Raw genomic sequence first — 24,730 nt, forward strand, 5'->3', positions numbered from 1 at the left:
CCACCAAGAAAACCGAGGAAAACCCATGAGCACCACCAGAACCCGCCGTTTCGCCGGAGCGATCGCCCTCGCGTTGACGGTCGCGACCGCGGCCACCGCCTGCGGCTCCGGCGACGACGCAGGGCAGGCCGGAGGCGGCCAGACCCGGGTGTTCGCCGCCGACAACGGCCAGATCACCATCCCGGTCTCGCCGAAGCGGGTCATCGCCACCGGCTACGCCGTGCCCGCCCTGCTCGAAGCGGGCGCGCCGCTGGTCGGGGTGTCCAGCTGGAAGCGCGGTATCCCGCTGTTCAACGAGCAGGAGCGCAAGAAGTACGACGAGCTGGCGAAGGTCGCCGGCGAGGCGGCCTCGGAGACGAACTACGAGGCGATCGCGCAGGCGGATCCGGACCTCATCGTCATCGGTGTGCCGAAGCCGGTGCTCGCCGACATCGACCTCAAGCGCCTCGAGGCGATCGCCCCGGTCGTGGCGATCGGCCCGTCGGTGCCGTCGATGTGGCGTGAACTGTCCCGCAAGCAGGCCGACGCCGCCGGTGCGGCCGCCGGGTTCGACGCGATCAAGACCGCCTACGACACCAAGGCCAAGGGCCTGGCCGACAAGTACAAGGCCGTGGTGCCGCAGCTGAAGCTCGGCCACGTCGGTGCCTACGGCGAGGTCGCCAAGGGCAACTTCCAGCGCGAGTTCAACGGCTCCTGGGGTACCAACATCGCGCAGGACCTCGGCGCCACCTACTACGGCCAGGTCAAGGTCAAGGGCGGCGGTTCCAAGGACGTCAGCGAGTACCCGTCGATCGAAGAGCTCTCGACGGCGTTCGCCGAGGCCGACGCGATCACCTACTCCGTCGGCCCGGACGGTGCCGTCCCGGCGCCGGTCAAGTACGTCCTCGACTCGCCGCTGTGGAAGGAACTTCCCGCGGTGAAGGCGGGCAAGGTCTACCCGTTCCGCTACACCGAGGCCGCCACCTACCGGGCCGCGACGTCCACTTTGGACGCCATCGACCAGGCGTTCGCGCCGCTGCTCACGAAGTGACCACCACCGGGCGGTCCGCGCTGCTCGGCGCCGCACTGCTCGGGCTCGTCGTGGTCGCCGTGCTGAGCGTCGGCATCGGCGCGCACGCCATCGCCCCCGGCGAGGTCGTGCGCGCCCTGCTGGGCGAAGGGAATCCGAGTGACCGGGCGGTCGTCCTGGACATCCGGATGCCGAGGGCGGTGCTCGCGGTCGGTGTCGGCGCGGCACTCGCCGTCGGCGGAGTGCTCGTGCAGGCCTTGTCCCGCAACGCTTTGGCCGAACCCGGTGTGCTCGGCGTGACCGCGGGCGCCGGATTCGCCATCGCGGTGGGGTCGGCCTTCGGGCTCACCGCGTCGGCTCCCGCCGAAGTCGGCCTGGCGGTGGTGGGCGCGGTCGGCGCCGTGGCGCTGGTCTACGCGGTCGGCAGCCGGTCGCCGCTGCGGCTGGTGCTCGCCGGCACCGCGCTGAGCGCCGTGCTGCTGGGCCTCACCCTCGGCCTGAGGCTGCTGTTCCCGGACACCTTCGACGTCTACCGGTTCTGGTCGGTGGGTTCGCTCGCCGGCCGCGAACAGGCGCCGACCACGATCCCGCTGATCGTCATCGGCCTTTCGCTGCTGGGCGCGTTCGCGGTGAGCCGTCAGCTGAACGCCATCGCGCTCGGCGAGACGGTCGCGCACACGCTCGGCGCCAACGTCGCGCGTGTCCGGGCGTTCACCCTGCTGCTGATCACGCTGATGGCGGGCGCGGCCACCGCGCTGGCCGGGCCGATCCTGTTCGTCGGGCTGATCGTGCCGCATCTGGCGCGGCGGGTGGCGGGCGCGTCGATCCCGTGGCTGATCGCGTTCGCCACGTTGCTCGGCCCGGTCCTGATGCTGGCCGCGGACGTCGGATCCCGGGTCCTGCTGCCGACCGGTGAGGTACCGGTCGCCATCGTGACCGCGTTCCTCGGCGGCCCGGTGCTGATCTGGGCCGTCCGCAAGTACGGGGCGGCGCCGCTGTGACCACGACATTCGTCCTGCGGCGCGGGCGGTTCTCCGCCCGGCTGGAACGCCGCACCCTCTGGTTCCTCGTCGCGATGACCGTGGTCATCGCCGGGCTGACGCTGCTCGGGCTCTGTTACGGTGCGGCGTGGGCGAGTCCCGCCCGCGTGTTCGCCGCGCTCACCGGTTCCGGCGGCGGCCCGGGAGTGGTCATCCGCGAATGGCGCCTGCCCCGGGTCCTGGCCGGGCTGGTGTTCGGCGCCGCGCTGGGCCTGGCGGGCGCGATCTTCCAGAACATCACCCGCAATCCGCTCGGCAGCCCGGACGTGATCGGCCTCGACTCCGGCGCCTACACCGGCGCGCTGTTCGCGATCACCGTGCTGTCGGGGACTTCGACGCAGCTGACGATCGGTTCGGTGCTCGGCGGCGTGATCACGGCGGCCGTCGTGTACGCGCTGTCGCTCGGCGGCGGGCTGTCCGGACTGCGGCTGATCGTCATCGGCATCGCGGTGAACGCGATGCTGACCGCGCTCAACTCGTGGATCGTCCTGCGCGCCGAACTGGAGGTCGCGATCGCGGCCGTCGGCTGGCACGCCGGTTCGCTCAACGGGGTCGGCTGGGACGACGTCGCGATCCCGTTCGGCGTGCTCGCGGTGCTGTTCGTCGTGCTGTTCACCAGGGCGCCCGCGCTGCACCAGGCCGCGCTCGGCGGAGCGCTGGCGGTCACCACCGGTGTCCGCTGGGACCGCCTGCGGCTGCTGCTGGTGCTGATCGGGGTCGGCTGCACGGCCACGGTCACCGCCGTCGCCGGGCCGATCGCGTTCATCGCGCTGGCGGCGCCGCAGATCGGGAGGCGGCTGGCCCGCACCCCCGGTATCGGCCTGCTTCCCGCCGCGCTCACCGGCGCCGTGCTGCTGACGGGCGCCGACCTGGCCGCCCAGATGCTGCTGGCGCCCGTCTCATTGCCTGTCGGCGTGGTCAGCACCGTGATCGGCGGCGGCTACCTGATCTGGCTGCTCACCAAGGAGGTGCGGCGCTCATGAGTGCTCGCTTGACCGCCCGGGATCTGACCCTGCGCTACGGCGACCGGGTCGTGTCGACCCGGCTGAACCTCGACGTGCCCGACGCCGCGTTCACCGCGGTCGTCGGACCGAACGCCTGTGGCAAGTCGACGTTGCTGCGCGCGTTCGTCCGGCTGATGCGCCCGGCCGAGGGCGAGGTCCTCCTCGACGGCAAGGACGTCGGTTCGTTCCCCGGCAAGGGTCTGGCACGGGAACTCGGGTTCCTGCCGCAGGATCCGGTCGCGCCGGAGGACGTCCGGGTCCGGCAGCTGATCGCGCGCGGCCGGTTCCCGCACCAGTCGTTGTTCGCGTCGTGGTCCGAAGAGGACGAACGCGCGGTGCTCGACGCGATGACCGCGGCCGGGGTGGCGGGACTGGCCGACCGGCCGGTCCAGGAGCTCTCCGGCGGGCAGCGTCAGCGTGTCTGGGTGGCGCTGGTGCTGGCACAGAAGACGCCGTACCTGCTGCTCGACGAACCGACGTCGTTCCTCGACATCGCGCACCAGTACCAGTTGCTGGGGTTGCTGGCGCGCCTGCGGGACGAGGGGCGCACGGTGATCGCCGTCCTGCACGACATCAACCAGGCCTGCCGCTACGCCGATCACCTCGTCGCACTGCGAGACGGCCGGATCGTCGCCGAAGGCGCGCCCGCCGAGATCGTCGACGCCGAGCTCATCAAGGAGGTCTTCGATCTCCCTTGTGTCGTCGTGCCCGATCCGGTGACCGGAACCCCGATGGTGGTGCCGTCATGCTGAGCCTCACCGGAGCCCAGCTGGGCATCTGGACCGCGCAGCGCTTGGAACCCGACTCGCCCTACTACGTCGTCGGCGACGTGGTGGAGGTCCGCGGGGAGCGTCCGGTCGACGTCGCCGCACTGGCCGAGGCGATCCGGGCGACCGCCGAGGAGGCCGACAGCCTGCGGCTGCGGGTCTTCGAGACGCCGGACGGCCCGCGCCAGCAAGTGTCGGCCGATCCCGTGCCGACGCCGGAGGTGCTGGACCTGCGCGACGCGGCCGATCCGGTGGCCGCGGCGCACGAGCGGGTGGAGGCCGAACGCCGCCGCGTCGCCGAGGCGTGCCGCGACATGGTCGGCAGGCCGCTGTTCGGTCATCTCGTGCTGCGGCTTTCGGACTCGGAGGTGTGGTTCACCCAGCTCGGGCACCATCTCGTGTTCGACGGGTACACCGCCGCGATGCTCGCGCGGCGCACCGCGGCCCGCTACACGGCCGCCGTGTCGGGGAAGGACGTGCCGCCCTCGACGTTCGCCCCGTTCGCCGACCTGGTCGAGGCGGATCGCGCCTACCGGGAGAGCGAACGGTTCGAGCGGGACCGGGAGTACTGGCGGGAGCGGTTCACGCCGTTGCCGGATGTCGACGACGGCAGCGGCTCCTCGGGGCCTCCGGAGAGCACGGTGACCGCCCGGTCGGTTCTGCCCGCGTCGGATCTGGCGCGGCTGCGCGAGCTGGGCAAACGCGCCGGGACGACCTGGGGCGACGCGCTGATCGCCTGCTACGCGGCCTTCCTGCACCGCGTCCTCGGCTGGACCGACGTCGTGTTCGCGCTGCCGTTGATGTGCCGTGAGGGAACGGCGCTACGGACTCCGGCGATGGCGGTCAACGTGCTGCCGCTGCGGGTCACGGTGCGTCCGGACGACTCGGCCGCGGACCTGACCGCGCGGGTCGCGGTCGCGCTGAAGGAGATGCGCGCGCACCAGCGTTACCGCGGTGAGGATCTGCCGCAGGATCTGGCGGTGCCGGGCGCCGGCGCGCTGCTGCACGGCCGGGGCATCAACCTCAAGGCGTTCGACCTGAAGCTCGACTTCGCGGGCTCGCACGGCACCATGCGCAACGTCGCGGGCGGGCCGCCCGAGGACATGGGCCTGTCCGTGCTGCCGAACTCGGACGGCGGGCTGCTGCTGGGCTTCGAGGTCGACGCGCGCACCCACGACCAGGCCGCCGTCGACGCGAAGCTGACCGCGCTGCGCTGCCTGATCACCGCGCTGACCGACCCGGACGGCCCGGCCGTCGGGGGCGCCGACCTGGTCCCGCAGGGGGAGCGGGACACACTCCTGGACGCGTGGTCCACTCCCGCTCCCGCCGCTGAACTCCTTGGCGTACCGGAACTTCTCGCCGAACTCGATCCCGGGCAGACCGCTTTGGTGTCCGGTGACGAGCGGCTGACCGCCGGCGAACTCGTCGCGAAGGTCCACCGGCTCGCGCGGGCGCTGCGGGCACGCGGCGTCGGGGCCGACGACGTCGTCGCACTGGCCTTGCCGCGGTCGGCCGATCTCGTCGTCGCCCTGCTGGCGGTGCTGGACGCCGGTGCCGCCTTCCTGCCGCTGGATCTCGCCCATCCGGCCGAGCGGTTACGAGAGCTGGCCGCCGAAGCCGGTGCCGTCCTCACGGTGACCCACGATGCGGAGATCGTGCCGGGCCCGCACCTTCTGCTCGGCGAAACCGATCTGTCCACACTGGACGGATCGCCGCTGTCGATTCCGCGTCACCCCGAACATCTCGCGTACGTCATCTTCACGTCCGGCTCGACCGGCCGCCCCAAGGGCGTGCTCGGCAGGGTCGGCGGGCTGGCGACGCTGCTGCGCCATCACCGCGCGACCACGGTCGCCGAAACCGAACGCGCCGCGGGCAGGCGGCTCCGCGTCGCGCACACCTACTCGTTCGCCTTCGACTCCGCGCTCGACCAGCTGATGTGGCTGCTGTTCGGCCACGAACTGCACGTCTACGGCACCGACGTCGCCCGGGACGCCGACGAGCTGCTGGCCGCGTTCGCCCGCGACCGGATCGACGTCGTCGACACCACGCCGTCGATGGCCGCGCCCCTGATCGAGGCCGGACTGCTCGGCGGACCGACCCCGCCCGCGTTGCTCGTCCTCGGCGGCGAGGCGACCCCGCCCGCGCTGTGGCGCCGCGTCGCCGAGTCGGGTGTCCGCGCCCGCAACATGTACGGCCCGACCGAGGCCACTGTGGACGGTGCCGGATCCTGGCTGGACGACGGGGACCCGACGATCGGGACGGCGGTGCCGGGTACGGCCGTCCGGGTGCTCGACGCCGCGCTGCGCCCGGCGCCCGCGGGAACGCCGGGTGAGCTGTACCTCGCCGGACCGCATCTGGCGCGCGGCTATCTCGGGCGTCCCGGCGCGACCGCCGAGCGGTTCGTAGCCGATCCCTACGGCGCGCCCGGCGACCGGATGTACCGCACCGGCGACCTCGCCCGCTGGGTGCCGGGCCGCGGGCTGGAGTACCTGGGCCGCCGTGACGGCCAGGTGAAGGTGCGCGGCCACCGCGTCGAACTGGGCGAGGTCGAGGCGGCGCTGGCCACCGTCCCCGGGGTGCGCGCGGCCGCCGCGGCGGTGCGGGGACCGCGGCTGGTCGGCTACGTCGTCGGCGAGGTCGTCCCGGACGACGTCCGCGCGGAACTGGCCACGCGCGTGCCGGAACATCTCGTTCCCGCCGCAGTGGTCGTCCTCGACACGCTTCCGTTGACCTCCAACGGGAAGATCGACCGGGTGGCGCTGCCCGCCCCGCGCGCGGCGGCGGGCCGGACCGCGGCCACCGAACGCGAGCGGCTGCTGTGCGCGACCATCGCCGAGGTCATCGGCGTCGACGAGGTAGCCGTCGACGACGACTTCTTCGCACTCGGCGGCGACAGCATCACCGCGATCAGCGTCAGCAGCAGGCTGCGCGCGCACGGCCTCGACCTGCGCCCGCGCGATCTGCTGGCCCGGCGCAGTTTCGAGGCGCTGGCGGCGGCGAGCGCGGAGATCGGCGGCCCGGCGGAAGCGCCGGACGAGCCCGTCGGAGAGGTGCCCGCCCCGCCGATCGTCCGCGCGCTGCTCGACCCGCATCCTGACGTCCGGGTGGTCGACGGGTACACGCAATGGACCGCGATCCGGCTCGACGAGGACCTGCCGCCGTACCTGCTGATCGAGGGCGTGCAAACGCTGCTGGACCACCACGACGCCCTCCGGCTGCATCTAGAGGACGAAATGCGGGTCCGCGAACGCGGTTCCGTGCACGCCGCCGACATCGTCGTCGAAACGACGGGCGATCCGAAGGACGTCGCCCAGGATCTCGCGGACTCGCTCGATCTCCGGACCGGAGTGCTCAGGGTCGCGCTGCTCCCGGACCATCTCGTCATCGTGATCCACCACTTGGCGATCGACGGCGTTTCGTGGCGGATCCTCTTGCCGGACCTGCGCGCCGCCTGCGCGGGCCAGAAGCTCGAACCGGCCGGGACGTCGTGGCGGCGGCACGCGCTCCGCCTCGCCGAACAGGGGACGTCCGGTGCCCGGCGCGGCGAACTCGGCCACTGGCGCGACGCGCTCGACGGGCCGCGCCTCGGTCACCGTCCGCTCGACCGGACCGCCGACACGGTCGCCACCGCGCGGCGCTCGGTCACCCTCGCCTCGCCGGAGCAGACCGACGCGGTCCTCACCGATCTGCCCGCGGCTTACCGGGCCGGGCCGGACGACGTCCTGCTCGCCGCGCTCGTGCTCGCCCTCCGGTCATGGCGGGCCGCTCCGGTCACGGCCGAAACCGTGTCTCTCGAAGGACATGGCCGGGACCAGGACGGATTGGACCTGTCGCGCACCGTCGGCTGGTTCACCGCCGAACATCCGCTGCGCGTCCCCGCCACAGCGGTCGCCACGACGTCGGATTTCGAGAGCGCGCTCGCGGGCGGTGACGCGGCAGGAAAGCTGCTGCGGGCAGCCAAAGAGGCCAAACGCGCCGTGCCGGACAGCGGTGTCGGCTTCGGAGTCCTGCGCCACCTCGACCCGCTGACCCGGGACGAACTCGCCGCCGTCCCGCCGCCGGACGTCGTCCTGAACTACCTCGGCCGGTTCGCGGCCCTGCCCGGCACCGGCTGGAAACTGCCGGAGGAAGACCCGTTCGCGGTCACCGAACCGGACGCCAAGTCGCTGGAACAGGTGCTGGCGCTGAACTGCTTCGTCCGCGAGGACGGACGTCCGCGGCTGGCCGTCGAGTGGACCGCCGCGAGCGCGATCCTGCCGCCGGACAGTGTCGAGGCGCTTCAGAAAGCATGGTCGCGAGCGCTGGAAGCGATGGCCGCGCACGCCGCCCGGATCGGTCCGGACGGCGGCGGTCTCACGCCGTCGGATCTGCCGCTGGTCGGTCTCGGTCAAGCCGACATCGACGCGCTCGAACGCCGGGGCCGCATCGAGGACGTCCTGCCCGCGACCCCGCTGCAGACCGGGCTTTCGTTCCACACGCTGGCGCGCGGCGCCGACGACACCGACGTCTACGTGGTGCAGGCCGTCACCCTGCTCAGCGGGGCGCTCGACGCCGGCCTGATGCGCGAGGCCGCGGCGGAAGTGCTGCGGCGGCATCCCGCGCTGCGCGTCCACCTGCACACCACCGACGCGGGCGAGGTCGTCCAGGTGGTGCCGGAGGCGGTTTCGCTGGACTGGCGGCATTCGAACGCGACGCCCGAGGAGGTCGTGGCCGAATGCCGGGTCGAACTGGCCCGCCCGTTCGACCCGGCGACCCCGCCGCTGATCCGGTTCCTGCTGCTGACGCTCGGCCCGGCCGAGCACCGTCTGGTGCTCACCAACCATCACGCGCTGCTCGACGGCTGGTCGATGCCGCTGGTCGGCCGGACGCTCTTGGCCACCTACGCCGAACTCGGCGGCGGCCCGGCGGCCCCGGTCGCCCCGCCGCTTTCGGAGTACCACCGGGTGCTCGGGGAACGCGATCCGGACGCCGCACTGGAGGCATGGCGCGAAGCGCTGGCCGGACTCGACGAGGGCACCCGGCTCGCGCCCGCGAGCCTGGAGTCCACTGTGGAGCGCCCGGAGCGGGTCACCGTGGAACTGGGCGGGGAGTTCAGCGAACGGCTGCGCGCCTTCGCCCGCGAACGCGGGATCACGCCGACGACGGTGTTCCAGACCGCGTGGGGAGTGCTGCTCGCCAGGCTGACCGGCCGCCGCGACGTCGTCTTCGGCTGCCCGGTGTCCGGCCGCCCGGCCGACGTCCCCGGCGTCGAGCGGATGATCGGGCAACTCGGCAGCACGATCCCGGTGCGGGTGCGCTTCGACCCGGCCGACACCGCGGTCACCGTGTTGGAGCGCGTGCACACCGAAAGCGTCCGGCTCACCGATCACCATCACGCCGGGCTGCCGGACATCCAGCGCGCGGCCGGTGTCGGCGACCTGTTCGACACGATGCTGGTGATGGAGAACTTCCCGCTCTCCAGCCGCGCCCGCACCACTTTGGCGCCGGGGCTGGACCTCGTCGGGGTCGACATCACCGACGCCACGCACTACCCGCTCACGGTGATCGTGCTGCCCGGCGACGAGTTCACCGTCGGGCTCGGCTACCAGCCGCAGGCCTTCACGCGCGACGAGGCCGAGTCCTTCGGCCGCTGGCTGCGTGCCGTCCTGCACGAGATCGTCACCGATCCCGCGCGGCCGGTCGCCCGGCTGCGGGCACTCGGCGCCGACGAGGAACGCGCGATGTTGCGCCTCGGGGAAGGACCGGAACCGAAGCGGGAGCGCGGCGGCGCCTTGGCCGAGTTCGGCCGCTGGGTGCGGGAAACCCCGGACGCCGAGGCCGTGGTCTGCCGCGACCGGAGCCTGACCTACGCCGAACTGGACCGGCGGGCCAACCGGCTCGCGCACAGCCTGATCGACGTCGGGGTGAAACCGCAGGACCCGGTCGCGGTCCTGTTGCGCCGCGACGTCGACCTGGTGGTCGCGCTGTTCGGCGTGTTCAAGGCCGGGGCGGTCCACGTGCCGATGGATCCGGACTATCCGGCCGACCGGCTCGCCTACATGCTCGGCGACATCAGGCCCGCCGCCGCCGTGTCCACTTCGGACGTCGACGGGCTGCCGGTGGTCGATCCGGGCGAACTGTCCCTTGTGGACACCGATCCGTCCGTGCCGGTCACCGACGATTCGCTCGCCTACGTCATCTACACCTCCGGCACCACCGGGAAGCCCAAGGGGGTCGCGGTGCCGCACCGCGGGATCCCGAGCCTGATCGCGCTGCAGGAGGACATCGTCGGGATCGGGACCGCCGAGCGGTATTTGCACTTCGCTTCGACCAGTTTCGACGTCGCCTTCTGGCAGTTCATGCTTCCGCTGCTGTCCGGCGGCACCTCGGTCATCGCCCCGGAGGAGGTGCGCGTCTCCGGCGACGACCTGCTCGCCTACGCCGCCGAACACCGCGTCACCGGGCTCAACCTGCTGCCCTCGTTCCTCTCCGCGATGCCCGACGACGCGACCGTCGACCCGGACGTGTTCTTCGTCGTCGGTGCCGAGCGGCTCGACCCGGAACTGGCCCGGCGCTGGGGGAACCGGCGAGCGCTGTTCAACGCCTACGGCCCGACCGAGGTCACCATCAACTCGGTCACCTGGCACTACGACCCGGACGACCCCGGTCCGCTGCCGATCGGCCGCCCGGACCCCGAAGTCCGCGCGTACGTCCTCGACGGAGGGCTGCTCCCGGTCGGGACGAACGTCACCGGCGAGCTCTACCTGGCCGGGCCGAAGCTCGCGCAGGGCTATGTCGGCAGGGCGGCACTGACCGCCGAACGGTTCGTGGCCGACCCGTTCGGGCCGCCCGAAAACACCGCGGCGCGTAGCGCCTCCGTGGGGGGTGGTGGTCGGGTGACGGGTGGGAGGATGTACCGCACCGGTGACCTGGTCCGCTGGCGGCCGGACGGGCAGCTCGTCTTCCTCGGCCGCGCCGACCACCAGGTCAAACTGCGCGGGTTCCGGATCGAACTCGGCGAGATCGAGACCGCGCTGACCGCGCACGACGACGTGCGCGCCTCCGCGGTGATCGTCCGCGAAGACCGGCTGGTCGCCTACGTCGTCCCGGTGGACGGCGCCGAACCCGACCCGGCCGCGCTGCGCGAACACCTCGCCGCGGACCTGCCCGCGTACATGGTGCCCACCGCGTTCGTGCCGCTGGACCGGTTGCCGCTCGGCCCGAGCGGCAAACTCGACCGGGCGGCGTTGCCGGCACCGGAAACCCGGTCCGCGGAGGGGCGGGAGCCCACCACACCGGCGGAAGCCGTGCTGCTGCGGGTGGTCCGCGACCTGCTCGGTCCCGGTGTCGGCCTGGACGACGGCTTCCTGGACGCGGGCGGGGACAGCATCGCGTCGCTGCGCGTGGTCTCCCGCGCCCGCCGTGAAGGACTGCACCTGACCGCGCGCGACGTCCTCGAAGGCGGCACGGTCGCCGGGATCGCGGCGCGCTGCGGCGAACCCGAGCGGGCCGAGGAAGCGCCCGCGGTCGGCGACGCACCGCTCACGCCGGTCATGCGCGATCTGCTGCTGCGCGCGGAAAAGGCGGCCGACGGGTTCTGCCAGTGGGTCGAGATCTGCGTGCCCTCGGCAGACGATGTGGCGCGGTGGCGCTCGGTGCTCGACGCCGTCCTCGCCCGCCACGATGTCCTGCGCGCGCACCTCGCCGAGGACGCGCTGCGCATCCCGGACGTCGGAGCCGTGACCGCCGACTCGGTGCTCACCACCTTCCGGGTGCCCGGCGATCCGCGCGCCGTGCTGGACGCGGAGGTCGAGCAGATCGTGTCCCGGATGGACCCGCGCACGGGGCCGCTGCTCCGGGCGGTGCTGGTGGACGCGGGCGAGGAGCGGCCGGGACGGTTGCTGCTGGTGGCACACCATCTGGTCGCCGACGCGGTGACCTGGCGGGTGCTGCTCGACGACGTCGAACAGGCCTTCCACGGCAACACCCTGCACCGGCGCGGGCAGTCTTTCCTGGGCTGGGCGCGCTCGCTGCGTGCCGCCGCACCGCACCGGCGGGACGAACTGCCCTACTGGCAAGGGATCGCCGCCGCGCCGGTGACCAGGCTCGGCCGCGCCGGGCTCGATCCGGCGCGCGACACCGTGGCCACCGCGCGGCATCACCGGATCGACATCGGCGCGGACACCACCCACGCCGTGCTCACCGCGCTGCCCGCGGCCTACCGCACCGGCCCGGACACCGTCCTGCTGACCGCGCTCGCCCGCGCGGTCGCCGCGTGGCGGGGGACCGGGGCCGATCTGCTCGCCGCCGTCGAGAGCCACGGCCGGCCGGGACACACCCCGGATTTCGCGGGCACCGTCGACCTGGCGCAGACCGCGGGCTGGTTCACCGCCGTGCATCCGGCCAGGATCGCCCCGCCCGCCGGATCGCTGCCTGCCGCGCTGCGGGCGGTGCGCGACCACTTGCGGGCGGCGGGCGACGGCCTCGGCCATGGGATCCTCGGCGTCGAAGGGCCGCGGCCCGAGGTCGCCTGGAACTATCTCGGCCGGTTCCCCGCGGCCCCGGTCGCGGAAACCCCGTGGCAGCGCCCGCCGGACGCCGATCCGCTCGGTTCGGGCGGCGGCGCGGACCTGCCGCTGCCGTACGCGCTGACGGTGAACGCGATGGTCCCCGACGGCGGCACGCTCGGCGTCCGCTTCACCTGGCCGTCCGCGCTGTTCACCGCCGACGAGATCACCGTGCTGGGCGAGCACTTCCGCCGTGAGCTGGACGAACTCGCCGCCGACGTGCCGGGACCCGGCGAGGTCATGCCGCTGACGCCGTTGCAGGAGGTGATCCTGCGCGAGTCGCGGGCGGCGGGCGACGCGGATCCGTACCCGGTGCAGGCCGCGTTCACGCTGTCCGGTGACCTCGACGTCGAGGCACTGCGGGCGGCGGCGACCGCACTGGTGCGGCGGCAGCCGAACCTGGGCGCCGTGTTCCCGCCGTCGCACGAGGTCCAGGTGATCCCGGCGGCACCAGAGGCGAGGTTCCGGGTCCGTGAAGTGTCCGAAGTGGACCCAGCGCTGGACGAGGAGCTCGCGGAACCGTTCGATCTGGCGCACGGGCCGCTGTGGCGGGTGACGGTGCTGCGGCAAGGACCCGGGCTTCAGACCTTGGTGCTGACCAGTCACCACCTGCTGTCGGACGGCTGGTCCGCGCCGCGCATCCTCGGCGAGCTGTTCGCGCTGTACGCGGGCAAGCCGTTGCCGGAGCCGGTTCCGCCGTCCCGGTACACCCGTCTGCTCACCGCGGCCGACCACTCGGCCGACGTCCGGGCCTGGCGGGCGGAACTCGACGGTCTTCCCGAAGGCGACCACCTGCCGCGTACCGATGGCCCGGCCGAGCCGGCACTGTTCACTGTGGACGGTCCGCTGGTCGCGGAACTGACCCGGCTGGGTGCGGCCCGCGGGCTCACGGTCAACACGCTGCTACAGGGCGCGTGGGCGGCCGTGCTCGCGGCGCGCGCCGGGCGCCCGGACGTCAGTTTCGGGGTGACGACCTCGAACCGGACGTCCGAAGTGGACGGTGTCGAGGAGATCATCGGCCTGCTGGCGAACAGCGTGCCGGTCCGGGCCAGGTTCACCGGAACGGTCGCCGAAGCGCTGGCCGATCTGCAGGCACGGCAGCAGGCGATGGCCGGGCACCACCGGATCGGCCTGCCGGAACTCGCGTCGCTCGCCGGACGCGAGCGGCTGTTCGACAGCTTGCTCGTCTTCGAGAACTACCCGGTGGATCCGGCGAAGCTGCGCGAACCGGCGCCCGGCCTGACCGTCACCGGCACCCGGTTCCGTGAACGGACCCACCATCCGGTGAGCGTCACCGTCGTTCCCGGCCAGGACGGCTGGGACGGCGTCCTGTACGCGCGGGACGCCCGGCCGCTGGCCGACGAACTGGTCCGGTTCCTCCGGGAGCTGCCGTCGTGGCTGGACGGCGACGCCGCCGGATTCGCGGGGAAGCGATGACCGCGCGACCGATCGACGCCGCGCTGTGGCGGACGGCCGCCGTGCTGGTGCTCGGCACCTTCATGGCGACCCTGGACAGCACGATCGTCTCGGTCGGCGTCGACACGCTCGCCGAGGAGTTCGGCGCGCCGGTCACCGGCGTCCAGTGGGTGACGACGGCGTATCTGCTGGCCGTGGTCACCGCGGTACCGGCGTCGGGCTGGCTCGCCGACCGGTTCGGCGGCCGTCGCGTCTGGCTCAGCGCCGTCGTCGTGTTCCTGCTGGCGTCCCTGTTGTGCGCGCTGGCACCGACCCTGCCCGCGCTCATCGCCTTCCGCGTCCTGCAAGGGCTCGCGGGCGGTCTGTTGCCGCCGACCGGGCAGGCGCTGCTGGCACGGGCCGCCGGACCGGACCGGATCGGCCGCGTGATCAGCGTCGTCGGCCTGGTGCCGCTGTTGTCACCGGTGCTCGGCCCGCTGGCGAGCGGCACGATCCTCGCGGTCGCGGACTGGCCGTGGCTGTTCTACGTCAACCTCCCGGTCGGCGTGGTCGCCGTGCTGCTGGCACGGCGCTGGGTACCGGCGGGCGAACCGGGCGGCCGGGGTGACCGGTTCGATTTCCGGGGCGCGCTGCTGCTTTCGCCGGGTCTCGCGGTGCTGGTGTTCGGGCTCACCTGGTTCGAGCGGGGGAGCCCGGTGCTCGCCGGGCTCGCCGTCGCAGCGGGCGTGGTGATGCTCGCGGCGTTCGTCCGGCACGGACTGCGGGCCGAAGCGCCGTTGCTCGATCCGCGGCTGTTCACCAAACCGCCGTTCGGGGTCGCCGCGCTGGCGCTGGTCCTGCTCGGCGCGTCGGTGTTCGGCACGATGTTCCTGCTCCCGCTCTACCTCCAGCGCGGCGCCGGACTGTCCACTTGGGACACCGGGCTGCTGCTGGTGCCCCAGGGCATCGGCGCGGCGGCCGGGTCGGTTCTGGTGAACCGGCTCGTCGACCGGATCTCGCCGCGCACCCTGGTGCTGAGCGGGATCGCGCTGGTCGCGGCGGGCACCGCTCCCTTCACCCAGCTCGGCCCGGGCTTCCCGGACTGGGTGATCGTGGTTTCCCTGCTGCTGCGCGGTTTCGGCGCGGCGCTGATCGGCGCGCCGGTGATGACGATCGTCTACCGCCGGGTCGAACCCGCCCGGCTGCCCCGTGCGGCCGGGGCACTGAACCTGCTCAACACGCTCGGCGGATCGATCGGCACCGCGGTGCTGGCCGTGGTGCTGCAGGCCCGGCTGGCCGCGCGCGGCCAGGACGTCGCCGGAGCCTTCGCCGACGCCTTCTGGTGTGTTCTCGGCCTCGCCGTCGTGGCGGTCGCCGGTGCGACGCGGCTGCCCCGGGCCGGGGTGGCCGCCCCCGACAAGAAGAGAGGTCACGCGGATGCCTGACCAGGACACCCTGCCCAGCCCGGCCGAGGTGGCCATGAGCGGAGTCGTGCCGGACGACGTGGCGCGGCACCGCGAAACCGTCGCGGATGTCCTCGCCCGGCGGGATTCCCGGCTGCTCGTCGTCGTGGGCCCGTGTTCGGTGCACGACGCCGACGGCGCACTCGAGTACGCGCACCGGCTCGCCGACACGGCCCGGCGCTTCGCCGACGACCTCGTCGTGGTCCTGCGCGCCTACCTGGAGAAACCGCGGACGATCGCGGGCTGGACCGGCCTGGTGCCCGACCCCACCCTGGACGGCAAGGGCGATCTCGCGTCCGGGGTGCGGATCGGACGGCGGTTCCTGGTCGACGCCGCCGCGACCGGGCTGCCCCTGGCGTACGAGTTCGTCGATCCGTTCCTGGCGCCCTATTTCGCCGACACCATCAGCTGGGGCGCGATCGGCGCGCGGACCGTGGCCAGCCAGCCGCACCGGCATCTGGCGTCGTGGCTGCCGATGCCGGTGGGCATGAAGAACTGCGTCTCCGGGCGGCTGGACACGGCCGTCGCCGCCGTGCGGGCGGCCGGGCTGTCGCACGTGTTCCCCGGCTCCGCGGCCGACGGGCACCCGCGGATCCTGCGCAGCACCGGGAACCCGGACGCCCACATCGTCCTGCGCGGCGGCCCTAAACCGAACCACCACGCCCACGCCGTCGCGGACGCCCTCGACGCGCTGACCGCCGCCGGCCTGCCGCACCGTCTCGTCGTCGACGCCTCGCACGGCAACAGCGGCAAGGACCACAACCGCCAGCCCGTGGTCGTCGCGGATCTGGCGGACCAGATCTCGGCGGGCAACGACGCGCTGGCGGGCGTGATGATCGAGTCGTATCTCTCCGACGGCAGACAGGACGTCGGTTCCGTGCCGCCCCGGCCCGACCTGAGCATCACGGACGCCTGCCTCGGCTGGGAACGGACGGTGCCGCTGCTGGAGTCGCTCGCCTGCGCGAACGCGGTGCGGCGGCTCAGCAACCCGAGGCGGCGGTCTCTCGAGTCGCCGCGGGTTTAGAGAGCTTCCAGCGTCGTCTTCATCGCCGGCACCAGCTCGTCGCCCATCTTCTCGAATTCCCGCTTCAGCAAGGGGTCCGCGAGTTTCGCCAGCCCGTGGAACTTGATGGTGGCGTGGTAGCTGATGGTCGTCGTGCCGCCTTCTTCGGTCACCGTCAGATCGTCGGTGGACGTGGCGGTCTTGTTCGAGCCGACGAACACGATCCGTCCCGGTTCGAGCCGGTCGAGGCGGTAGGTCAGCTCGGTCTTCTTGCCGCGGAACTCGGACACGTTGTGCCACTGCGCCCCGACGGCGATCGGGCCGGTGTCGGACCGGGTGCAGGACACGGTGCCGGGGTCCCAGGCCTCGGCGTGCGCGAAGTCCCTCAGATAGTCGACGACGGTCTGGACAGGGGTTCGGACGGTGATCGTCCGGTGCACGTGGACCATTCGGCAACGGTACTCAGGGGCACCGCGACCCGCAGAGTGGCCGGAAGTACGTGAAGGCCCCCTTCACTGCGCTGGACGCAATGAAGGGGGCCTTCACGGAGAGATGTTCCCTACTTCTTCCAGATGACCGGCTTGTCCTTGTAGCCGTCGCTGTCGGTGTAGGTCGCGCCGCCGACCTCGCCGCCGTCGCGGATGGCCTGGAGCTCGCACGTCTCGTAGGTCGCGCCGGCGGCCTTGAAGTCCTTCTTCGCGGTTTCGGACTGGCACTTCGGGGTCTCGCCGGTGATGATCACGCCGGTGCCCTTGTCGTCCGGGCCCACCGCGCGCAGCCGCACCGTGCTGTAGGTGAGGTCGGTGCCGCCGACGTTCTCCACCGACATCCGGATGTACACCGGCGTCATGCCCTTGGCCTTCTCGCCGTAGGCGGCGAGGTCTTCCTTCGCGCCCAGTTCGATCGACTTGACGGTGATCGCGATGGTGCCGGTCTTGTCGGTGCCGTACTTGAACGGGACGACGGCGCGGTCGCCGACCTTGAGCTCGCTGCCGGGCGCGGTGGCGTCCGCGTTCGAGACCGGGACGGTGCCGCTGGTCGCGGGCGAGGACGCGGGAGCCGACGTCGGAGCGGACGAAGGGGCGGGGCTCGCGTTGCCCGATTCCTCTTTGCCGCCGCACGCGGAAAGCAGCAGCACGGCGGCGCAGCCGGTGGCGAACAGGGCGATGCGGTGGGACTTCATGGATCTCCTCGGACTTCTCGCCGAATTCGGCTCAGGCGTGCTCGCCACGCACCGTAATCGACACGGGAGCAGTGCGGTGTGGGCCGTTAGCACCACAAACGATCACGAATCGGTTGCGCTGATCAGCCCAGCGGTGGTCACTTCGTCCAGCTGACCGGGTCGTCCTTGCACCCGCCACGCACCGTAATCGTCGAGGTCGCCCGCCGGTGTGGCCCGTTCACACCACAAGCGATCACAAATCGCTCACGCCGATCAGCCCGTCCTGGATCGCCCGGGCGACGAGCGCGGCCTTGGTCGGGGCGTCCCTGCCGATCTGGGCGTACTTGACCCGGATCCGTTCGAGATGCGAGTTGACCGTGTTCGGCGAGATCCCCAGCCGGTGCGCGACGAAGTCCTTCGACTCGGACTGGAACCACTCGATGAGCACTTCCGTTTCCCGCGCCGAGAGGGCGGGACGCCGCTCCGAGCGGTCCCCGGCGAGCGCGCCCGCCAGCGACGGCGGCGTGTACGACCGGTCGGCGGCCGCCGCGCGCACGGCTTCGAGGAGATGCTCGGCGCCCTCGGCCTTGGTGAGGTAGCTGAGCGCGCCGAGTTCGAGGCACTGCAGGACGGTCTCGTCGTCCGCCCGCATCGAATAGACAACGACGCGGCGGCCCGCCTCGGTGAGCCGGCGCAGATCGCCCATCGCCGGGGTGGTGCTGTTCAGGTGCAGGTCGAGGATGACGACGTCGGCCTGCGCGCCTTCGCCGATCCAGGCGGCCCGCACGTCCTCGCCCTCGGCCACGACGGTGACCGGCGGGGTGCCCGAGGACAGCCAGTGCACGACCCCGGCCCGCACGGCCGGATGATCGTCGACGACCACCGCGGTCAGTTCGGTCGCGAACGCCATTTCGCCTCCATCCACGATCGTTCTCCCAGTGCGTGCCATTCGACGTCGACGGCGCCCGATCCGTTCGGTCGCGCGTCCGGTTCACCGTCCGTGATCGCCGCGACCCGGATTTCGTCGCCGGTGCGGAGCACGCTGACCCGCGCCTGCGACCGGGCGGCGACGAGCGCGGTCATCAGCGGGCCGGTCAGTTCGCGCCGGACCGCCGTCGGCACGGGCGCCGGTTCGCCGCTGACCGCCACCGTCACCGTCAGGCCCCGCCGCTCGGCGAGATCGACGCACGCCGACACCTCGTGCATCAGCGGGTCGGGCACGTCGTCGTTCTCCGCGAACAGCCGCCGCAGCTGTGTGGCGGCGAGCGCGCACCGTTGCCGGACCACTTCGTCACGCGGGTCCAAAGTGCGGTCGGCCAGTCCGGCCAGTAGCGGCAGCGTGGCGCCGAGCTGACCGGCGAACCGGCTCTTCTGGTCGGCTTCCTGCTGTTCGGCGAGCGCCTTGCGGTGGGCCAGCCGGTCCCGTTCGAGCAAGGCCTCCGTGGCTTCGCCCGCCCGCCGGTTGACGACCCGGACCAGCGCCAGCGTCGCGACCTGGAAGGTGATCACGCTGAGCCCGACGATCACGACCCCGCCGATCTCGAACCGGTCGGTGGGCGCGGAGGCCACGAGCCGGGCGAGGGTGAGCGCGAGTTGCGCGCCGAGGGCGACGACGGCGGCCACCGGACGATCCAGCAGCAGGACCAGCAGATGCCAGCCGGCCAGGCCGAAGACCCAGTGCCGCTCGCCGAACAGTTCGCCGGGCGGCATCGCCCAGGTCGCGACTGCCGAGGCCGTCAGCACCACCACGGCCATCGGCACCGCCACGGGCCAGGGGACCGCCCGGCCGCGCAGTACCCAGAACGCCGCGACCACCAGCACCGCCCCCAGCGCCGCGAAGGCGGATCCGCTCGCGGTGCCGCTCACCAAGGGCAGGCTGAGGCCGACCTGGATCACCGCGGTCACGATCAGCAGCGCGATCCGGCAGCCGCCGAGGACCCGGTCCGCCGTCTCACCCATCGGGCCACACCAGTTCCACCGTGGTTCCGGCCCCGGGCGCGGAAGTCACGTCGGCCCGGCCGCCCGCCGCGGCCATGCGCTCGACGAGCGAGCCCCGGACACCTCGCCGGTGCGCCGGGGTCCGCGACGGATCGAAACCGCGGCCCTCGTCCCGGACCGTCACGCGCACACCGGCGTCGACCGTCAGCCGGGCCTCGCCGACGCCCGCGTGCCTTTCGACGTTCACCAGCGCCTCCCGCACGGCCCGGACCAGCGCGAGCGCGGCCGCCGCGGGTATCGGCGGGACCGGCGCCCAGTGCGACTCGACCTTCACCGGGCTGTGCGCGAGCACGCCGCGCAACGAGGTCTCGAGGTCGACCTCGCCGCCGCGACCGGATTCGCCGGTCAGGATCGCGAGATCCCGGCGGGCGTACCCGGCGACCTCGGCAGGCCCCGCGGTCTCCCCGCGCTGGGCCACGGTGAGAAAGGTGGCCGCCGCCGTGTCGTGCAGGACGGCCAGATACTCCCGTTCCTGACGTCGTCGTTCCACGGCAAGGGATTCCTCACGCGCCAGCCGGGCCCTGCGAGCGCGGAGATGGTCGATCCGGCGCGTCGTGCGGGACAGCAGGAGGAAGGCGCCCCGCGCGAGCGTGGCTTCGAGCAGCACTCGCAGCACCACCGAGAGACCGTCCTCGAAGCCGAGCGGCACCACCTCGATCGCGAGCAGGCAGGCGACGGCGGGCACGGTGATCTTCGGCGGCCATTCCCACTGCAGGGTGATCGCGGTGACGGTGAGGACGTTGAGTGCCCACTGGTTCACCTCGCCCGCCTCGGGCGCGGTCACGAACTGGGTTCCGCAGATCGCCGCGGCGCGCACCAAGGTCAGCGCGAACGCCACCGGTCTGCCCCGGCCCGTCTTGCCCGCCAGATGCTCGGCCACGGCGGTGACCAGCGCGAGCGCGAGCAGGCCGAAGCCGAGCGGGAGCGCGCCCGTCGGTGTCGCGAGCACGCCGAAAACGCTGATCACCAGCAGCCCGGCGCCCCGGGCCGGGCCGGCGAACCGGCCGACCACCGTCAAGAACTCCGCTTCTACGGAGGTCTCACGATCTGACGGCACGGGCAGCAGTCAAGCAGGCAAAGGGTCACCGCACCACCGCGGGGGAGGAGGCGGCGGGCCGGACGACGACGGGCGCGCCGGTCCCGTCGGCGGGCACCGCGTGGATCGCCTTGTCGCGGCCGTAGGCGACGGTCCGATCGTCCAGCCACTGTGGCTGGTCGTCGAGATGCGCGGGGTCGGCGAGCGGGACGTCAAGGCCGTCGGCGAGGGAAAGCACGTGCAGCCGCCAGCGATCGCCTTCACGGAACTTGTAGGCGACGCGCGTGCCGTCCGGCGAGAGCGACGGGCATTCGACGTTGCGCCGCAGCGCGGTCAGCGTGCGGCCGCGGAGGTCACCCCGCACCAGCCAGGTGCCGCCCGCCGATCTGACGGTGGCGTAGAACGTCCGGTCGTCCCGGGCGAAGGTCACTCCCCAGTAGTTCAGATCCTCGGCCGGGTACGGCTTTCCGTCCACCGTGAGCGCGAAGTCCTCAAGGGAGCCGTAGTGGCTACCGGTCTCCAGATCGAAGATCCCGGCGGTGGTGGAGAACGTGCCCGCTCCGCCCAGATAGGAATCACCGGAACGGAACACCGTCCAGCCCACCAGCCGCCCGGAGGGTGAGACCCGGACCCGCGACGGCAGTCCCCATTCGGAGATCGTCCGCGGTCCGGCGCCCGGTTTCGTGACGACCAGCTCGGCCTGGTCGGGCACCGCCGTCGCGCGCAGGCACGCCAGCGTCCCCGCCGCGACGTCCACGCGCTGACAGGACGGCCCGACACGGTCGTCCTGCCGGACCCGGCCCGACTCGTCCACGGACAGCAACCCGCCGCGGGCCAGGTCGAGCTGCTGTTCCGCCACCGCGCCGCCGGTGCGAGAGCCGACGAAGACCGCCCCTGCCGCCACCGTGATCACGACCGCGGCGATTCCTGCCCAGGTCCGTCTCATTTCACCCTCGTTCCGGCCAGCACCGACACCAGCAGCACGACGGCGAAGAGTGCGAACGCGGGCCGCAACGCCGTCCCGGCCGCGAGCGCGCCGAACACCACCGCGCCCGCCGCCCTGGCCAGCGACTGTCCTGTTTGGACGAAGGCCAGGCCGGTGGCGCGCAACGACTCCGGCACCAGCGGCGACGCGTGCGCCATGAGGACGCCGTCCGTGCACGCGTAGAACACGCCGTGTGCCGCCAGGACGACGGCCGCGACGGCCCATCCGACGGCCGAAGCCGCCAAGACGACGTACGCGGCGAGCAGCACGACGTGACCTGCGAGGAACACCTTCCACCGGCCGACCCGGTCGGCGAGTCGCCCGATCGGCGACGCCAGCGCCATGAACGTCAGCGCCGTCGCCAGCGGCAGCAAGGGAAGCGCCCCCGGCGGCAGCCCGGCGGACTGCTGCACGCCGACGAAGAGGAACATGTCGCCGACCGTGCAGACACCGAGCGCGGCCGCGGCCAGGCACGTTCCGCGCAGGCCGGGCTGTCGCAGAAGGGCGAAACCCGCCCGCAGCCGTACCCGCGACCGCTCGACCGCCCCGGCGGGAGCACGGACGAACACCGCCAGCACGAGCACCGCGATCACGGCGAGGCAGAAGCTCACCCCGAACACCGCCGGGTAGTCGCCGACGAGGACGGTCAGCAGGCCGAACGCGATGATCGGCCCGAGCAGCGCGCCCGCGGTGTCCATCGCGCGGTGGACGCCGAACGCGCGGCCCAGCCCGCCGTCGGGGGTGGCGAGGGTGATCATCGCGTCCCGCGGCGCGGTGCGGATGCCCTTGCCGGCGCGATCGGCACCGATCACCAGGCCGATCGCGCCAAGCGAGGACCCCGCGGCAGGGAACGCGAGTTTGGTCGCCGCCGAGAGGCCGTAGCCCACCAGGGCGACGGCCTTCGGGCGGCCGAGGCGGTCGGCGAAGTAGCCGCCCGCCAGCCGTAACAACGCCGTCGCGCCCGTGTAGAGCCCGTCGATCGCGCCCAGTTGCAGGTAGCCGACGCCGAGCCCGTAGACGAGATAGAGAGGGAGCACGGCGGTGACCATCTCGGCGGACATGTCCGTGATCAGGCTGACCACGCCCAGACCGACCACGGTGGCGGGCACGGCGTGCTTCGCACGGCCGCCGGGCAGGGCTGGACCGGTAGAGCGGACGCTGGAGACGTACATGTCCGGCCTTCCCGCGCTACGCGGTGACGCGGAGGTCGTCGACCGCTGATTCCCACAGCGACGCCGTGCTCGCGTCCGCGGCTTCGACCAGCAGGCGGACACTCCGTCCGGCGAACGACGACAGGTCGGCGGCGGCGGTCTGCCAGGCTCCGGCGACCTCGGTCGCGGAGCCGAGTTTCTCGAAGACCGTCGTCGGCGTGGTGCCGTCGAGGACGCGGATCCGCAGGTAGTCGGCCGACGTCGCGTTGTCGCCGTGCGCGAAGGTGTAGGAGAAGGTCAGCTTCCCGCCCGAGGGCACGGTGAACGACGGCGAAGTCATCGACGAGGCGCCGCCGTCGAGGTCGTTGGCCCCGTACTCCGATCCGGCCAGCCGCCCGGTGACCAGGCAGTTCGCGCCACTGGTCGTGTCACCGCGCTGCTTGACCTGGTCGCTGTAGGTCGAGGTGGTCTCCTCGGGATCACCGCGTTCCCATTTGCCCGAGGTGGCGGTGTCCGAACCGGCCGCGTCGACCCGCCAGCCCTTGTCGGTCTCGAAGTCGTCGGAGAACGCTTCACCACCACCGGAGCCCACACTGACCGCCACGGTCGCGGTCTGGCTGACCGAACCTGAGGATCCGGTGACCGTGGCGGTTGCCGAACCGGTCGCCCCGGCCGAGGCGGTCAAGGTCAGCGTCGCGGTCGCGGTGCCGTTGGCCGGAGGGGTGACCGACGACGGCGAGATCGTCCCGGTCACTCCCGAGGGCAGGCCCGACACCGAAAGCGCGGTCGCGGAGGTGAAGCCGCCGGTGCTGGCGACGGTCACCGACACCGACGCGGTCCCGCCCGGTTTCACCGACACCGACGAGGGGCTGGTGCCGACGGAGAAGGCGGGGGAGGAGGCGGCCTTCTTGCATGTGCCGGTCGTGGAATCGGTGAAGGTGCGGCCCGACACCGGCACGAAGTCGCTGCGGTAGCCGGTCGCGGTCAGCGTCAGCTTGCTCACGCCGAAGGTGTTGGTGTTACCCACTTCCTGCTCGGCGGCCGACGACTGGTCGAAGGAGTAGTAACCCCGGCCGCCGGTGCCGATGAGCAGCTGGCGGACGCCGTTGACGTCGTCACGTTTCCCGTCGGGCCGCGACTGCGCGAACCGCTGGTAGTTGTGGTCGTGGCCGACGACGACCAGATCCGCCTTCGCGTCGTAGAGCGTCTGGAAGAACGGTGTCACCGACGTGTCGTCACCGTGGGTGCCGCGGCTGAACCGCGGATGGTGGAAGAACGCCGCCGTGCACGGTTTGGTGCTCGCCGCGAGGTCGTTCTTCAGCCAGGTCACCTGCGCCGAACCCGCCGTGCGGGTGATGTTGGAGTTGAGCGCGACGAAATGCCAGTCACCGACGTCGAAGCTGTAATAACCCTTACCACGTTCGCCCGCCTGCTTGCCGAAGTAGTCGAAGTAGCCCGCCGCGCCGGAGGTGTTGTACTCGTGGTTGCCCGGCGTCGGGTAGGTGATGGACCTGAACTGTCCGTAGTAGGGGTGGTAGTTGCTGTTGTACTCGGACAGCGTGCCCGAGCTGTAGGCGTTGTCCCCGGCCAGGATCAGCGCCTGCGGGTTCATGTTCTTCACCAGCGGCGCCGTCTGGTTGCACGAGGCGCCGCACACGTCGCCGACCGCGGCGACGGTCGAGGTCGCCGCGGCGAGCGCCCGGTCACCCGCCTGGTAGGAGTCGATGGCGAACCGGCTGGCGGGGTCGGCCAGCGCCGCCGAGACCCGCACGCAGTCGCCCTCGAAGGCACGGGTGTGGAACGCCTTGCCCGGCCAGTTCCGCGCGGTGAGCGTGAACGAGCCGGAGCCGCTGCCGGTGAGTGTCACGGAGTCGTTGCCGCGTAACGCAAGCTCGGTGAACCGGACGCGGAGCCACTGCGCGCCGGGAGCGCAGACGGAGCGAGCGGAGGAGGCTTGCGAAGACGTGCCACCGGTCACCGACGCGGGGCCGCCGGTGACGCCCGCCTCGGTCAGTTGCGGAACCTGATCGGCCACTTCGGGTACGGCGGGCGCGGCTCCGCCCGCCGAAGACTGTGCGGCGACCAGGAAGGCGCCGGCCGCCAGTGCGGAGGTCGCGATGGCGAGCGTCCGGCGGTGCCATCGTCGCTGTCGTGTCGCTGAGCGCATGAGA

The 24,730-nt window shown here is 72.4% G+C and carries 15 protein-coding genes; 7 read left to right on the plus strand and 8 right to left on the minus strand.

The features are described from left to right. Positions 1–25 precede the first annotated feature (25 nt). The 7 genes from ACLJPX_RS03305 to ACLJPX_RS03335 are packed head-to-tail and all read left to right on the plus strand — an operon-like array spanning position 26 to position 16,248. Positions 26–1,030, plus strand: coding sequence for an ABC transporter substrate-binding protein (locus tag ACLJPX_RS03305; protein WP_101608255.1), 1,005 nt, complete (start codon positions 26–28; stop codon positions 1,028–1,030). Next, positions 1,027–2,010, plus strand: coding sequence for a FecCD family ABC transporter permease (locus ACLJPX_RS03310; RefSeq protein WP_410598652.1), 984 nt, complete (start codon positions 1,027–1,029; stop codon positions 2,008–2,010). The genes ACLJPX_RS03305 and ACLJPX_RS03310 overlap by 4 nt, the downstream gene beginning before the upstream one ends. Beyond that, positions 2,007–3,032, plus strand: a complete 1,026-nt coding sequence (locus ACLJPX_RS03315) for a FecCD family ABC transporter permease (protein ID WP_410598653.1) — start codon at positions 2,007–2,009, stop codon at positions 3,030–3,032. Before ACLJPX_RS03310 ends, ACLJPX_RS03315 begins: the two co-directional genes overlap by 4 nt. Beyond that, positions 3,029–3,805 carry an ABC transporter ATP-binding protein gene (locus ACLJPX_RS03320; RefSeq protein WP_101608253.1) on the plus strand — a complete coding sequence of 259 codons (777 nt, stop codon included), beginning with the start codon at positions 3,029–3,031 and terminating at the stop codon, positions 3,803–3,805. Before ACLJPX_RS03315 ends, ACLJPX_RS03320 begins: the two co-directional genes overlap by 4 nt. Continuing rightward, positions 3,799–13,803, plus strand: coding sequence for an amino acid adenylation domain-containing protein (locus ACLJPX_RS03325; RefSeq protein WP_410598654.1), 10,005 nt, complete (start codon positions 3,799–3,801; stop codon positions 13,801–13,803). Before ACLJPX_RS03320 ends, ACLJPX_RS03325 begins: the two co-directional genes overlap by 7 nt. Beyond that, positions 13,800–15,206, plus strand: coding sequence for a DHA2 family efflux MFS transporter permease subunit (locus ACLJPX_RS03330; protein WP_410598655.1), 1,407 nt, complete (start codon positions 13,800–13,802; stop codon positions 15,204–15,206). Before ACLJPX_RS03325 ends, ACLJPX_RS03330 begins: the two co-directional genes overlap by 4 nt. Further along, the gene (locus ACLJPX_RS03335) at positions 15,199–16,248 is read left to right on the plus strand and encodes a 3-deoxy-7-phosphoheptulonate synthase (protein WP_410598656.1); all 1,050 of its coding nucleotides are present in this window, start codon (positions 15,199–15,201) and stop codon (positions 16,246–16,248) included. Before ACLJPX_RS03330 ends, ACLJPX_RS03335 begins: the two co-directional genes overlap by 8 nt. Here ACLJPX_RS03335 and ACLJPX_RS03340 read toward each other — a convergent pair. The 8 genes from ACLJPX_RS03340 to ACLJPX_RS03375 all read right to left on the minus strand — a co-directional run bounded on the left by ACLJPX_RS03340 (position 16,245) and on the right by ACLJPX_RS03375 (position 24,726). Further along, positions 16,245–16,676 carry an SRPBCC family protein gene (locus ACLJPX_RS03340; RefSeq protein ID WP_410598657.1) on the minus strand — a complete coding sequence of 144 codons (432 nt, stop codon included), beginning with the start codon at positions 16,674–16,676 and terminating at the stop codon, positions 16,245–16,247. The two genes, ACLJPX_RS03335 and ACLJPX_RS03340, sit on opposite strands and share 4 nt — an antisense overlap. 110 nt (positions 16,677–16,786) lie before the next feature. After that, positions 16,787–17,410 (minus strand): hypothetical protein, encoded by a 624-nt coding sequence (locus ACLJPX_RS03345; RefSeq protein WP_410598658.1) that lies wholly within the window; start codon positions 17,408–17,410, stop codon positions 16,787–16,789. A gap of 232 nt (positions 17,411–17,642) precedes the next feature. Then, entirely contained in the window at positions 17,643–18,299 is a 657-nt protein-coding gene (locus ACLJPX_RS03350) for a response regulator (protein ID WP_410598659.1), read from the minus strand. Further along, positions 18,278–19,348: a histidine kinase gene (locus ACLJPX_RS03355; RefSeq protein ID WP_410598660.1), complete on the minus strand. Its 1,071-nt coding sequence runs from the start codon at positions 19,346–19,348 to the stop codon at positions 18,278–18,280. Before ACLJPX_RS03355 ends, ACLJPX_RS03350 begins: the two co-directional genes overlap by 22 nt. Beyond that, the gene (locus ACLJPX_RS03360) at positions 19,341–20,444 is read right to left on the minus strand and encodes a sensor histidine kinase (RefSeq protein WP_410598661.1); all 1,104 of its coding nucleotides are present in this window, start codon (positions 20,442–20,444) and stop codon (positions 19,341–19,343) included. The genes ACLJPX_RS03355 and ACLJPX_RS03360 overlap by 8 nt, the downstream gene beginning before the upstream one ends. 25 nt (positions 20,445–20,469) lie before the next feature. Then, complete coding sequence (locus ACLJPX_RS03365; protein WP_410598662.1) at positions 20,470–21,369, minus strand: TolB family protein; 900 nt, start codon at positions 21,367–21,369, stop codon at positions 20,470–20,472. Beyond that, a complete protein-coding gene (locus tag ACLJPX_RS03370; protein ID WP_410598663.1) occupies positions 21,366–22,580 on the minus strand; it encodes an MFS transporter in 1,215 nt (404 codons plus the stop codon). The genes ACLJPX_RS03365 and ACLJPX_RS03370 overlap by 4 nt, the downstream gene beginning before the upstream one ends. A gap of 16 nt (positions 22,581–22,596) precedes the next feature. Then, a complete protein-coding gene (locus ACLJPX_RS03375) occupies positions 22,597–24,726 on the minus strand; it encodes a metallophosphoesterase (RefSeq protein WP_410598664.1) in 2,130 nt (709 codons plus the stop codon). Positions 24,727–24,730 lie beyond the last annotated feature (4 nt).

The sequence above is a fragment of the Amycolatopsis sp. lyj-90 genome, assembly GCF_046549035.1.
Taxonomy (GTDB): domain Bacteria; phylum Actinomycetota; class Actinomycetes; order Mycobacteriales; family Pseudonocardiaceae; genus Amycolatopsis.